General features: G+C 63.4%; 13 protein-coding genes. 5 read left to right on the top strand and 8 right to left on the bottom strand.

Annotation, left to right across the window (positions count from 1 at the left end):
- Positions 1-19: 19 nt before the first annotated feature.
- From R9B85_RS18895 to R9B85_RS18905, 3 genes are all read left to right on the top strand, one after another.
- Positions 20-460 (top strand): YkvA family protein, encoded by a 441-nt coding sequence (locus tag R9B85_RS18895; RefSeq protein ID WP_112249352.1) that lies wholly within the window; start codon positions 20-22, stop codon positions 458-460.
- Positions 461-572: 112 nt separating this feature from the next.
- Entirely contained in the window at positions 573-911 is a 339-nt protein-coding gene (locus tag R9B85_RS18900; RefSeq protein WP_112249351.1) for a helix-turn-helix domain-containing protein, read from the top strand.
- Complete coding sequence (locus R9B85_RS18905; RefSeq protein ID WP_013971408.1) at positions 908-1,276, top strand: hypothetical protein; 369 nt, start codon at positions 908-910, stop codon at positions 1,274-1,276. Before R9B85_RS18900 ends, R9B85_RS18905 begins: the two co-directional genes overlap by 4 nt.
- 47 nt (positions 1,277-1,323) lie before the next feature.
- On the opposite strand, the gene R9B85_RS18910 is transcribed toward R9B85_RS18905, so the two are convergent.
- Positions 1,324-2,304 carry an EAL domain-containing protein gene (locus R9B85_RS18910; protein ID WP_423770438.1) on the bottom strand — a complete coding sequence of 327 codons (981 nt, stop codon included), beginning with the start codon at positions 2,302-2,304 and terminating at the stop codon, positions 1,324-1,326.
- 118 nt (positions 2,305-2,422) lie between these two features.
- Positions 2,423-4,504: a carboxy terminal-processing peptidase gene (locus tag R9B85_RS18915; RefSeq protein WP_181457283.1), complete on the bottom strand. Its 2,082-nt coding sequence runs from the start codon at positions 4,502-4,504 to the stop codon at positions 2,423-2,425.
- A 144-nt stretch (positions 4,505-4,648) separates the two neighbouring features.
- Here R9B85_RS18915 and R9B85_RS18920 point away from each other — a divergent pair, with 144 nt between their 5' ends.
- The gene (locus R9B85_RS18920; RefSeq protein ID WP_112249348.1) at positions 4,649-5,611 is read left to right on the top strand and encodes an NAD(P)H-quinone oxidoreductase; all 963 of its coding nucleotides are present in this window, start codon (positions 4,649-4,651) and stop codon (positions 5,609-5,611) included.
- A gap of 123 nt (positions 5,612-5,734) precedes the next feature.
- Here the strand turns inward: R9B85_RS18920 and R9B85_RS18925 are convergent, their stop codons facing one another.
- The 6 genes from R9B85_RS18925 to R9B85_RS18950 all read right to left on the bottom strand — a co-directional run bounded on the left by R9B85_RS18925 (position 5,735) and on the right by R9B85_RS18950 (position 11,044).
- Entirely contained in the window at positions 5,735-6,388 is a 654-nt protein-coding gene (locus R9B85_RS18925) for an HAD family hydrolase (RefSeq protein WP_133970628.1), read from the bottom strand.
- 14 nt (positions 6,389-6,402) lie between these two features.
- Positions 6,403-7,392 (bottom strand): ABC transporter ATP-binding protein, encoded by a 990-nt coding sequence (locus R9B85_RS18930; RefSeq protein ID WP_215520387.1) that lies wholly within the window; start codon positions 7,390-7,392, stop codon positions 6,403-6,405.
- A gap of 1 nt (position 7,393) precedes the next feature.
- Positions 7,394-8,188 carry an ABC transporter permease gene (locus R9B85_RS18935; protein ID WP_423770439.1) on the bottom strand — a complete coding sequence of 265 codons (795 nt, stop codon included), beginning with the start codon at positions 8,186-8,188 and terminating at the stop codon, positions 7,394-7,396.
- Complete coding sequence (locus tag R9B85_RS18940) at positions 8,178-9,029, bottom strand: ABC transporter permease (RefSeq protein ID WP_252379453.1); 852 nt, start codon at positions 9,027-9,029, stop codon at positions 8,178-8,180. Before R9B85_RS18940 ends, R9B85_RS18935 begins: the two co-directional genes overlap by 11 nt.
- Positions 9,026-9,832 (bottom strand): alkaline phosphatase family protein, encoded by an 807-nt coding sequence (locus R9B85_RS18945; protein WP_207877088.1) that lies wholly within the window; start codon positions 9,830-9,832, stop codon positions 9,026-9,028. Before R9B85_RS18945 ends, R9B85_RS18940 begins: the two co-directional genes overlap by 4 nt.
- Before the next feature lie 147 nt (positions 9,833-9,979).
- Positions 9,980-11,044 (bottom strand): ABC transporter substrate-binding protein, encoded by a 1,065-nt coding sequence (locus R9B85_RS18950; protein WP_423770440.1) that lies wholly within the window; start codon positions 11,042-11,044, stop codon positions 9,980-9,982.
- Between the two features lie 317 nt (positions 11,045-11,361).
- On the opposite strand from R9B85_RS18950, the gene R9B85_RS18955 reads away from it, so the two are divergent.
- Positions 11,362-12,075 carry a UTRA domain-containing protein gene (locus R9B85_RS18955; RefSeq protein WP_112249341.1) on the top strand — a complete coding sequence of 238 codons (714 nt, stop codon included), beginning with the start codon at positions 11,362-11,364 and terminating at the stop codon, positions 12,073-12,075.
- Positions 12,076-12,133: the final 58 nt, after the last annotated feature.

Here is a 12,133-nt window from a genome sequence, read left to right on the forward strand (position 1 = left end):
TTTTCCTCTTGGAGGCTCCATGAGCGCACCTTGGAATTTCGCCCGTTTCCTGCCCTTGGCCGAGCGCCTCCTCAGCCGTGGCCGGTTGCCGGCCTTGCTGTTTGCGGTAGCCCGCAAAGGCCCGCGCATCGGCCAGTTGCGTGAAGATGTGAAGCTGCTGCAGTCGTTGTGCCTGGCCTGGTGGCGCGGCGAGTACCGCGCCATCAGCCCCAGGGCGCTGGTCACCATCGTTGCCGGGCTGCTGTATTTCGTCAGCCCCATCGACGCCATCCCCGACTGGCTGCTGGGCGTGGGCTTCCTGGACGACATCGCGGTACTGGGCTGGGTGCTGAAGACCGTGGCCGACGAACTGGCGCGCTTCAAGGCCTGGCGCGACAGCCAGGCACCCGAACGGCTGCGCGTGGTCGAGCGCCTGCCGGCCACCCCCGAAGCGCTGCGGTTGGAACGCAACACGCAGTGAAAACTGGCCGCAACCGCAGCGCAACTGCACAGACCCCAGAGTTGGTAATATAATTGGCATAAGGGTTATGCCTACGGATTACATGCTGTAATCCTTTTTAAAGGGGTTTGTAATGGGTATTCAGGTCATCAGCCGGGACGGTCAACCCGAGTACGCCGTCGTTCCCTGGGAGCAGTACCAGGCACTGCTCAAGGCCGCGGGGCAGGCACCTGCCGAGGTGGTTGCCAGTGCAGCGCAGGGCGATGCAGCCAGTGCGCCCTTGCCAGCCTTCAGCGAAGTGGCGCAGATTCGCCAGGCCAAGGGCATTGCGCCTGAGCAACTGGCGCGCAATGTCGGCGTAAGCCCGGCTTACCTGGCCATGATCGAATCGGGCGAGCGCCAGCCGGATGCTGCCATCCGCCGAGCCCTGGCTTGGCATCTGGGGGTGGCTGGCTGGAGCGAGCCATCATGAGCCAGGTCAGGATCAGCCGTCAGCACTGGGATAACCTGCTGGGCGAGCTTGACCTGGCCCGTCGTCAACGTCACCTGCTGACGTATCGAGCGCTGATCGAGCGCTTGCAGTTGCCCAGCCCGGCCATGCAGACGCTGACCGCCGCGCTGGAGTACCTGGCGGTGCTGGATGCCCGCGCCGAGCAGCCATTGCGCAGCTCGCTGGTGATCAGCCAGGGTGCCAGCCGTTTGCCGCGTACCGGCTTCTTTGAATGCGTGGAGCGCCTGGGGCGTTTCTCCGGGCCGGTGGATGGCATGGAGGCGGCGTCGTGGCATGCCTCCGAGGTAGTGCGGGTGTTCGAGTACAGCTACCCCGAAACAGCCTGATTTTTGCCTGTGCCGGCCTCTTCGCGGGTAAACCCGCTCCCACAGGTTCACCACAGGGCTTGAGCCTTGCGTTGTACCTGTGGGAGCTGGTTTACCCGCGAAGAGGCCGGCACAGGCAAAGCATCCCTGTGGATCAGCCCGCAAGCCCTGCCATCGGCATCTACCACTTCCAGTGCATCCAGTTGCTGGTGCCGGCCAAACAATTCCAGCAACTGCCCGATCGTGACATTGAGCCGCACCGTCGGCTGTTCTGCCTGCGGAACATTCATCAGCGCCGGTAGCGGCCGGCTTTCGCGCGTCCCCAGCTCCTGCGGCCGTCCCAGCAGGTAGCCCTGCACCAGGTCCACACCCATCTCCACCAGCACCGCCAGCTCTTCCGCCAGCTCGATGCCTTCGGCAATTACCTGAGCCTTCGACGCCCTGGCAATCTGCAAGATCGAACCGACGAACTCGCGCTTGAGCGGGTCGCGGTGGATGCCGTCGATGAAATGGCGGTCGATCTTCACGTATTCGGGGCGCAGCTCCGACCACAGGCGCAGGCTCGAATAACCCGCCCCCAGATCGTCGATGGCAATCGAGAAGCCCATGTCGCGGTAGTGGTGCAGGGCGTTGGACAGCAACTGGAAGTCGTCGGTCGGGGTGTGTTCGGTCAGCTCGATCACCACCCGGCTGGGCGGCAGCCCGACCTGTTCGAGCAGCTTCAGGGTCTGACCGGAGGGATAGTGCGGCTCTAGCAGCGACTCCGGTGAGATGTTGAGAAACAGCTTGCCCTGCAACTGCTGTTCGCTGAAACGCCGGCAGGCGCTTTCCCGGCAAGTTGCCTCCAGCTCGGTCAGGCGGCCGGCCTGGCGGGCGATGGTGAAGAGGTTAAGTGGTGCGTGCAGCGGGCTGTTGGACGGCCCGCGGCTCAACGCCTCGTGGCCGAAGACCCGCTGCTCGCTCAGGCACATGATCGGCTGGAACAGACTGTGAATGTTGCGTTGAGCCAGGATGGCACTCAAGGCACTGAGCTGTTCGGCGACGGTCATGACGTTTTCCTGAAAATGAAAGGGCCGGGCGTTTCCACGCCCGGCCCCTCTATTTCACGACAGCGCCATGACTGTTTGATGACAGGTGAAGCTAATTTGCCATCATTGCCGCAGTGCCTTACTTCTTGGCTACCTTGGTGCTCGCACTCAGGTAATCGATCAGAATGCGACCGGTTTCCGACAGGTAGGCATCGTCTTCGGGCTTGGTGTTTTCATCTTCGGTCGGCAGCGCGTCCTCGTCCTCTTTCTTCAGCTCCTTCAGCGGCTCTTCACCCTTGGCCTTGCGGCGGATGTTCTCCAGTGCCAGCTGCTTGGCCTCGATTTCGTCGTGGCGTGCACGGCGGTCCTGCTCGTTGAGGCTGACGGTCTTCTCGTTCATCAGCTTCTGGGTCAGGGCCAGGCGATCACGGATGTAGGTGAACTCCGCGTCCTTGTCGCTGCGCGCTTCATGCTGCGCCTTGAGCTGGGCCAGGAACGGCTTGAACGGGTCGGCCGCCGGCTTGACCACCGGGCGAATGGTGTCCCATGGCATGGCCTCGGGCAGGGCGCTCTCGCCGATTTCCTTGGTGTCGATGATCGACGGGTAGTCGATGTCCGGCAGCACGCCCTGATGCTGGGTGCTCTGCCCGGAAACCCGATAGAACTTGGCCAGGGTAAGCTTCAGCTCGCCATGGTTGAGTGGCTGGATGGTCTGCACGGTGCCCTTGCCGAAGGTCTGGCCACCGATGATCAGCGCACGGTGGTAGTCCTGCATGGCACCGGCGAAGATCTCCGACGCCGAGGCCGACAGGCGGTTGACCAGCAGCGCCAGCGGGCCCTTGTAGAAGGCACCGGGGTTTTCGTCTTCCAGCACATCGACACGGCCGTCGCTATTGCGCACCAGCACGGTCGGGCCTTTCTCGATGAACAGGCTGGTCAGCTCGGTGGCTTCCTGCAGCGAGCCGCCGCCGTTGTTGCGCAGGTCGATGACCACGCCGTCGACCTTTTCTTTCTGCAACTCGGTGAGCAGCTTCTTCACGTCACGCGTGGTGCTCTTGTACTCCGGGTCACCGGCGCGATAGGCCTTGAAATCGAGGTAGAAGGCCGGGATCTCGATGATGCCCAGCTTGTAGTCACGCCCGTCCTGCTTGAGCTTGAGCACCGACTTCTTCGCAGCCTGCTCTTCGAGCTTCACCGCCTCGCGGGTGATCGACACGATCTTGCTGGTCTGGTCGCTGGGCGCGTTGCTGGCCGGGATGATCTCCAGGCGCACCACCGAGCCTTTCGGGCCGCGGATCAGCTTGACCACTTCGTCCAGGCGCCAGCCGACCACGTCGACCATTTCCTTGTTGCCCTGGGCCACACCGATGATCTTGTCGGCCGGTGCCACCTGCTTGGTCTTGGCCGCCGGGCCTGCCGGCACCAGGCGCACGATCTTGACCTGGTCGTTGTCGCTTTGCAGCACTGCGCCGATGCCTTCGAGCGACAGGCTCATGTTGATGTCGAAGTTTTCCGCGTTGTCCGGCGACAGGTAGTTGGTGTGTGGGTCGTAGGACTGGGCGAAGGTGTTGATGTAGGCCTGGAAGATGTCCTCGGCACGGGTCTGGTCCAGGCGCGACAGCTGGTTCTTGTAGCGCTTGGTCAGGGTTTCCTGGATCTGCTTGGGTTCCTTGCCGGCGATCTTCTGGCGCAGTACTTCGTCCTTGACGCGTTTGCGCCACAGGTCGTCGAGCTCGGCCTGGTTCTTCAGCCACGGGGCGTCCTTGCGGTCGATCAGCAAGGTTTCCTTGGCGTTGAAGTCGATCTTGTCCACGCCCTTGTTCAGCTCGGCCAGGGCGAAGTCCAGGCGTTGCTTGACGCGGTCCAGGTAGCGTTTGTAGATGGTGAAGCCAGGGTCCAGGTTACCGCTCTTGAGGAAATCGTCGAATTGCGTTTTCCATTTGTCGAATTCGGCGATGTCGGCGGCGGTGAAGTAGCTGCGTGCCGGGTCCAGCAGCTTGATGTAGCTGTCATAGATGATGACCGAGCGGGCGTCGTCCAGCGGCGGCTTGCTGTAGTGGTGGCGCTTGAGCAATTCCACCACGTTGAGGCTGGCGACGATCTCGTCGCGGTCCGGCTGCAGGCTGTCCCACTTGTTGGCGGCCGCCGCATTGCCGCCGAGCGTGAGGCTGCCCAGGCCGATCATCAGCGCCAGGGCGGTGCTTGGGAGGAAATGCTTCATGCTGATTCGACGTGGAGACAATTGATCACGCATAGTAGGCCGTCTTTTCTGTTCACCGGTTGCAAATAACCGGATGCATACTGCAAAAAGCCTGGGGACTTGGCGTTCCCAGGCTCGGTCATATGATTCAACTATGGAGGCACTGTGAAGGCATTGCAAGGCGTTGACGGACATGTGGCCTGGGTCGAGGCCGAACGCCCGACCTGCGACGCAGGCCAAGTGCGCATTCGCGTGGCTGCTGCGGGGCTGAACCGCGCCGATCTGCTGCAGATGAAAGGTTTGTACCCACCACCGCCAGGCGCCAGCCCATACATGGGCCTGGAGTGTTCCGGCGTGATCGAAGAAGTGGGTGCCGGTGCTGACTGGCGGGTAGGTGATCGGGTATGCGCACTGCTGGCCAGCGGTGCCATGGCCGAGGAAGTGGTGGTGGATGCCCGTCACGTGCTGCCGGTGCCCGAGGGCCTGAGCCTGCACGAGGCGGCGGCGTTGCCGGAAGTGTATGCCACTGCCTGGCTGAACATCTTCCAGCTGGGTGGCGTGAAAGCTGGCGAGAAGGTGCTGGTGCACGCTGGCGCCAGCGGCGTTGGCTCGGCTGCCATCCAGTTGTGCAAGGCGTTCGGCAGCCCGGTGTGGGTCAGCGTCGGTTCGCAGGACCGTCTGGCCTACTGCGAGGCGCTGGGCGCCGCCGGTGGTGTGGTACGTAACGAGAACCTGGACGCGCTGGAAGGTTTCGGCCCGTTCGATGTGATTCTTGACCCGGTGGGCGCCAGCTACGGTGAGCTCAACCTCAAGTTGCTGGCGCGTGACGGGCGCTGGGTGATCATCGGCCTGATGGGCGGGCGCAAGTTCGAGCTGGACCTGGCGCAGGTACTGGGCAAGCGCCTGGAGATTACCGGTTCCACACTGCGCAACCGCGATGACGGCTTCAAGGCCGAGTTGTTGCGCGAATTGCAGCAGCAGGTGTGGCCGCTGTTTGCCGAAGGGCGCCTGTCGCCGCAGCTGGTGGATACCTACCCGGTGGAGTTTGCCCAGGCGGCGTATGCCGAGCTTGAGACCAACCAGGTGTCGGGCAAGCTGGTGATGGTGATCGACCCTAGCCTGATGTAAACAGGCCAGGCCTCTTCGCGGGTGAACCCGCTCCCACAGGGATTACCACAGGCTTGAAAACTGTGTGTTCCCTGTGGGAGCGGGTTTACCCGCGAAAGGGCCGGTGCAGGCAATGCGATTACCTCAGGCCCAGCTCAGGATCGGCCACTTGTTGATCTCGGCATGCTCGCGCAACACCGCATCCGGGTTCACCACATGCGGATGATCCACCTTCAGCAACAACGGCAAATCGTTGCGCGAGTCGGAATAGAAACTTGCCCCCTCCAGGTTCTCCTGCTCCTGGTCCAGCCACTCCAGCAACCGCGTGATCTTCCCTTCGCGATAGGTCAGTACCCCATGGGTCTTGCCGGTATAAACCCCATTCACCGCCTCCAGTTCGATCGCCAGGTACTCGTCCACGCCCAGTCGCGCCGCAATCGGCCCGACCAGGTGCGTACCCGACGCCGAAATGATCAGGATGCGATCCCCGCGCTTGCGGTGTTCGGCGATGCAGCGGCAGGCGTCGCCGTAGATGATCGGCTCGATCACCTCTTCGACCCACGGCTCCACCAAGTGCTCGACCTCTTCCAGGGTGCGCCCGGCGATCGGCTCCAGGCTGAAGGCCATGTAATCCTCCATCTGCAGGTGGCCCTTGCCATAGGCCTCCATCAACTCATGGTCGCGGCGCACGAATTCCTTGCCGTCGACCCAGCCCAGCCGGGCCATCTGCTCGCTCCACAGCGACGCGCAGTCGCCGTGGATGAGGGTTTCGTCCAGATCGAAAATTGCCAATGCCATGGTGCTTATTCTCCTTAGGCCACTTCCCGTAGCGCCGTGGGGTCGATCGACAAGCTTACCCGTTGCCCGTCCGCATGCAGGTCGGACGGTGAGCGGTTGAGCACGTCGACCACCAGTTCCACCTCGCGCACCCGCACCTTGTAGCGGATCACATTGCCCAGCAGGCTGTGGCTGCGCACTTCGGCGTCCAGTTCGCCGTTGATGCCCAGGGTGATCGACTCGGGGCGGATCGCCAGGCGGCTGGCCACCGGGCGCTGCAGCAGTCGGCTGGCACTGTCGGCGTCGAGCAGGTTGTAGTTGCCGATGAAGCCGGCGGCAAACAGGTCCACCGGCGCGGTATAGAGGGTTTCGGCATCGCCGCTTTGGACGATGCGCCCCTGGTTCATCAGGAAGATGCGGTCGGACATGGTCAGCGCCTCTTCCTGGTCGTGGGTGACGAAGATGGTGGTCAGCCCCAGCTCGCGCTGAATGGCGCGGATCTGCTCGCGCAGGTGCTTGCGGATGCGCGCATCCAGCGCCGACAGCGGCTCGTCAAGCAGCAGCAAACGCGGGCGGGTGACCAGCGAGCGGGCCAGGGCCACGCGCTGGCACTGGCCGCCGGACAACTGGTGCGGGTAGCGCCCGGCGAAGTTGCCCAGCTCCACCAGCTCCAGCGCCTCTCGCACCCGGGCCTGGCTCTCGTCGGCCTTGACCTTCTGCATGCGCAGGCCAAAGGCCACGTTCTGCTCCACGGTCATGTTGGGGAACAGCGCATAGCTCTGGAACACCATGCCGATGCCACGCTTTTGCGGGCTCAGCGGCACGATGTCATGGCCGTCGAGCAGGATCTGCCCGCTGTCCACCGGGGTCAGCCCGGCGATGCAGCGCAGCAGCGTGGACTTGCCGCAACCGGAAGGGCCGAGCAGGGTAACGAACTCGCCGCGTTCGATACGGCAGTCGATGTTTTCGAACACCGGGCTGCCGGCGTAGCTTTTTTGCAGTTTCTGTACGCTGACGAAGCTCATGTCAGGTCTTGTCCTTGTTCAGGCGGTTGGCGCCCCAGGTCAGTACCAGCACGAAGGCGAAGTAAGAGATCACCAGCGCGCTGTTGAAGTGGCCGCTGCTGTTGCGCATGTTGTTCAGGTACACCTGCAGGGTCTCGTAGCGGGTGCCGACCAGCAGGTTGGCGAACACGAACTCGCCGAACAGGAACGAGAACGACAGCAGCAACGCCACCATCAGGCCCTTGCGCAGGTTCGGCAGTACCACCAGCAGCGCTGCCTGCCAGGTGCTGGCGCCCAGCAGCTGGGCGGCGTCCATCAGGTCGCGCAGGTTGATCGCCTGCAGGTTGTTGGTAATGGCCCGGTACATGAACGGCAGGGCGATGGTGAAGTAGCAGCCGATCAGGATCCACGGTGTACCGACCATGGCCATGGGCCCGCTGCCATACAGCTGCAACAGCCCCACCGACGACACCACCGGCGGCACCGCGAACGGCAGCAGGATGAGGATGTTCATCAGCGCGTCGAGCCTCGGGAAGTGGTAGTGCACCACGAACAGCAGCGGCAGGATCAGCACCACCGACAGCAGCAGCGCGCCCACGCACACCAGAAGCGACTGGCCGAAGGCCGCCAGGAAGCGCGGCTCGCTCCACAGTGCGATGTACCATTTGAAGGTGAGGCCGCTGGGCAGCAGGCTGGCCGACCAGCTGGTGGCCAGCGAGTAGAGCAGGGTGCCGGCCAGCGGCAGCAGCAGGATGAGGAACAGCAGGTAGACCACGGCGCGGTGGTACCAGCCGCCGGAACGGGCGTCAGCGCGCATGGTAGCTCCTTTTCAGCAGCCATTGATGCACCACCGTGACCAGCGTCATCAGCCCCACCAGGACCATCGCCAGGGCGCTGGCCAGGTTGGGGTCGAGGCTGATGTCACCAGCCACCAGGCCGGCGATGCGGATCGGCAGTACGTTGAAGTTGCCGGTGGTCAGCGCGTACACGGTGGCATAGGCACCGAGGGCGTTGGCCAACAGGATGACGAAGGTGCCCAACAGTGCCGGAGCCAGCACCGGCAAGCCGATATGCCGCCAGAATTGCCAGTGGCTGGCGCCCAGCAGCGCGGCCGACTCGCGCCAGTCTTCGCGCAGGGCGTCGAACGCGGGGTACAGCAGCAACACGCCAAGCGGGATCTGGAAGTAGGTGTACACCAGGATCAGCCCGCTCTTGGAATAGATGCTGAAGTCTTCCAGCAGGCCGACCTGCTTCAGCAGCAGGGTCAGCGCGCCATTGAAACCGAGCAGGATGATGAAGGCGAAGGCCAGCGGCACCCCGGCGAAGTTGCTGGTCATGTTGGCGAAGGCGCTGACGAAGTCGCGCAGCTTCGAGTCCACCTGGCGCAGCGAGTAGGCGCCGAGGGTGGCGATGACGATGCCGAACAGGCTCGACCAGAAGCTGATCTCCAGGCTGCGTTGCAGAGCCTGCAAGTAGAACTTCGAGGCGAATACCTTGCTGAAGTTGTCCATGCCCCAGCCCGCTTCCGATTGCAGGCTGTTGATCGCCACCCAGGCCAGCGGGGCAATCTGGAAGATGACGAAGAACACGGCGAACGGTAGCAGGCACAGCAAGGCCAGGTAGCGGCTACGGGCGCTGCCGCGCTTGGGTGTGGTCACTTCAGCAGCTCCCGGCAGACGCTCTTGTCATGCGGCGCGCCAAGCAGCTCGCAGATGGTTCCGCACAGCTCGGTCTGCAGCGGTTTGGCCGCAGGGTCGAGGCTGAAGGCATCGCCGAAGACGAACAGTGGCACTTCGCGTTCCTCGGTCAGCAGGCCATTGTGCGAGCGGTCGTTGTTCATGCCGTGGTCGGCGGTAACCAGTACCTGGTAGCCCTCTTCGAGCCAGGCTGGCAGGTAGTCGGCCAGCAGGATGTCGGCGCTGCGCGCGGCGTTGCGATACTGGCTGCTGTCCAGGCCATGGTGGTGGCCGACATCGTCGATGCTCATCGGGTGCACCAGCAGGAAGTTGGGGGCGTGGCGGCGGCGCAGGTACTCGCCGTCGGCCAGCAGGTGCGAATCGGGGTAACGGTCGTCCCAGTAGAACAGCCCGTGCTGGATCGGCAGTTTCGGTGCGTGGGTATGGCGGTCACGCTGCGGGTCGAAGGGCGAGCGGTTGTACAGCTCGCTCATCCAGTGATAGGCCGCCGCCGCAGTGCCGAGGTTGGCCTCGCGGGCGTAGTGGAACACGCTGCGCTGGTTGGACAGGCGGTTGACGTTGTTGTGCACGATGCCGCTGTCGATCGGAGGCACGCCGGTGAGGATGCACTCGTACAGCGGCCGCGACAGCGACGGCAGTTCGCATTCCACGCGGTACAGCGCGGCACGGTCGGCCTCGACGTAGGCGTGCAGGTGGCCCATGGCGTGGTGGGCGACCTGGTAGTTGAGGCCGTCGAGCAGGACCAGGATGACGTTGTGTTGCATGGTGGCTCCAGTCATGAATCGCGTTGGCTTCTTCGCGGGTAAACCCGCTCCCACAGGGTTGTGCGCCAGCGTTGAGGTGCACGCTGTCCCTGTGGGAGCGGGTTCACCCGCGAAAGGGCCGGATCAGGCACTACAAAAGCTAGCCCCTTACTCCATCTCGATGATCACTTGCTCCTGCCACATCTGCGGCAGTGCCTTGGAGGTCTTTTCCCAGGCCTCGGCATTCTTGATCGGCTGCGCCGCCTTGTACTGCTCATTCGGCAGCAGCTTGGCCTGCACGTCTGCCGGCAGCTTCAGGTGCTCGGCACGGATCGGCCGCGCATGCCCCTTGGCCAGGTTGATCTGCCCGGCGTCGCTGAAGATGTACTCACGCGTCAGCTTGGCCGCATTGGGGTGCTTGGCGTACTTGTTGATGACGGTGGTATAGCCGGAGATCACCGAGCCATCCGACGGGATCAGCACTTCGAAACGCTTGGGGTCGATCTGCTCGCGGTAGCTCAGGCCGTTGAAGTCCCACACCACGCCCACCTCCACCTCGCCCTTCTCCAGGGTCTGGATGGTCGGGTTGGCCAGCGACAGGCGCTTCTGCTGGGCCAGCTTGGTGAACAGCTGCAGGCCCGGTGCCAGGTTGGTCTCGTCACCCCTGTAGGCGATCGCCGCAGCCAGCACGCCGTTGGCGGCCTGGGCTGCGGTGCCGACGTCACCGATGGCAACCTTGTACTTGCCTTTTTCCAGGTCGTGCCAGGAGGTTGGCCGCTCGCCTTCCTTGACCAGGTCCTTGTTGATGATGAAGGCGATGGTGCCGGTATAGGCCAGTGCCCAGTGGCCGTCCTTGTCCTTGGCCCAGCTCGGCACCTGGTCCCAGGTGCTCGGTTTGTACGGTTGGCTCACGCCCCTGCTCACGGCAATCGGGCCGAAGGCAGCACCCACGTCGCCGATGTCGGCGCTGGCGTTGTCCTTCTCGGCTTCGAACTTGGCAATTTCCTGGGCCGAGCTCATGTCGGTGTCGCTGTGCTTGAGGCCGTACTTGCTGGCCAGGTCTTCCCAGGTGCCTTTCCAGTTGGCCCAGGCATCGGGCATGCCCACACTGTTGACGTTGCCTTCCTTGCGGGCGGCGTCTTCCAGGGCCTTGAGGTCGGTATCGGCGGCCATGGCCGTGGTACACAGGGCGATGGCCGAACCGAGCAGTGACGCCATGAACAACTTTTTCATCCGAAGCTCCTTGGGTGGGTGCCTTTAGCGATGGTTGTTATGAGTGAAGCCGTTGTCTGGTGACCGTTGGTCTAGGTCAGCAAACCTTGAGCCAAGGTAGGCTGCTTGCGTGACAGTTTGATGTAGGGAAGGGCCGATGACGGCCCTGAAGCTACAGCGTAGACCACGCAGCCGCCCCGGTTCTGCTGGCTTGGCGCGTTTCTGGCAGTGTCTGGCCAAAGCCTTTGTCACGGGATGTTCATCAGCCCTGCCTAGGCTTGCACTATTCTCCAAGTGCCCTGTTCTGGGGCTGGACTAGTCCAGATAGGTAACCTTTGATGCAGTCGATGCCACCGCGTGCGGTAACAGCCATCTGCCACGCCCTGCAGGAACAGATCGAGCACGGCCTGCTGGCGCCGGGCGGCAAGCTGCCGGCCGAGCGCAAGCTCAGCGAGGTGTTCGACACCACGCGCATTACCCTGCGTGAGGCGCTGGTGCAGCTGGAAGCCCAAGGGTTGATCTACCGCGAAGAGCGTCGCGGCTGGTTCGTCGCGCCCGAACGGCTGACCTACGACCTGATCGAGCGCAGCCACTTCCATGCCATGGTCCGCGACCAAGGGCGGGTGCCCAGTACCGGGCTGTTGTCGGCGCGGCTGCAGCCGGCTTCGGCGGCCATCTGTGCGCGCTTGCAGCTGCCGGCGTTGTCCAGCGTGGTGCGTATCTGCCGGTTGCGGCGGATCGATGGGCGAGCGGTGCTGTATGCCGAGCACTACCTCAACCCCCGGTACTTCCCGGAGATTCTCGAACAGGACCTGGCCCAGTCGCTGACCGAGATTTATGGGCGGGTGTATGGCATCCAGTATGGGCAGGTGTGCTTCGAGATCTTGCCGACGGCATTGCCAGTGGAGGCGGCCAGCGCCTTGAAGGTGTCGGCGGGAAGCCCCGGGTTGCATATCACCCGGGTCAACAGTGACCAGCATGGGCACCTGATCGACTGTGACCTGGAGTATTGGCGGCATGATGCCATCCGCATTCGAGCCCAGGCGGGATGAAGTGTTGGCTTCTTCGCGGGTAAACCCGCTCCCACAGGGACCGCACAGGTTTCAGCCT

This window comes from Pseudomonas sp. NLJ1, assembly GCF_049486705.1.
Taxonomy (GTDB): domain Bacteria; phylum Pseudomonadota; class Gammaproteobacteria; order Pseudomonadales; family Pseudomonadaceae; genus Aquipseudomonas; species Aquipseudomonas inefficax.

Coding starts and splice junctions, on each gene's coding strand:
- R9B85_RS18895 (WP_112249352.1), top strand. CDS start 20: ATGAGCGCACCTTGGAATTTCGCCCGTTTCCTGCCCTTGGCCGAGCGC.
- R9B85_RS18900 (WP_112249351.1), top strand. CDS start 573: ATGGGTATTCAGGTCATCAGCCGGGACGGTCAACCCGAGTACGCCGTC.
- R9B85_RS18905 (WP_013971408.1), top strand. CDS start 908: ATGAGCCAGGTCAGGATCAGCCGTCAGCACTGGGATAACCTGCTGGGC.
- R9B85_RS18910 (WP_423770438.1), bottom strand. CDS start 2,304: ATGACCGTCGCCGAACAGCTCAGTGCCTTGAGTGCCATCCTGGCTCAA.
- R9B85_RS18915 (WP_181457283.1), bottom strand. CDS start 4,504: ATGAAGCATTTCCTCCCAAGCACCGCCCTGGCGCTGATGATCGGCCTG.
- R9B85_RS18925 (WP_133970628.1), bottom strand. CDS start 6,388: ATGGCATTGGCAATTTTCGATCTGGACGAAACCCTCATCCACGGCGAC.
- R9B85_RS18930 (WP_215520387.1), bottom strand. CDS start 7,392: ATGAGCTTCGTCAGCGTACAGAAACTGCAAAAAAGCTACGCCGGCAGC.
- R9B85_RS18935 (WP_423770439.1), bottom strand. CDS start 8,188: ATGCGCGCTGACGCCCGTTCCGGCGGCTGGTACCACCGCGCCGTGGTC.
- R9B85_RS18945 (WP_207877088.1), bottom strand. CDS start 9,832: ATGCAACACAACGTCATCCTGGTCCTGCTCGACGGCCTCAACTACCAG.
- R9B85_RS18950 (WP_423770440.1), bottom strand. CDS start 11,044: ATGAAAAAGTTGTTCATGGCGTCACTGCTCGGTTCGGCCATCGCCCTG.
- R9B85_RS18955 (WP_112249341.1), top strand. CDS start 11,362: ATGCAGTCGATGCCACCGCGTGCGGTAACAGCCATCTGCCACGCCCTG.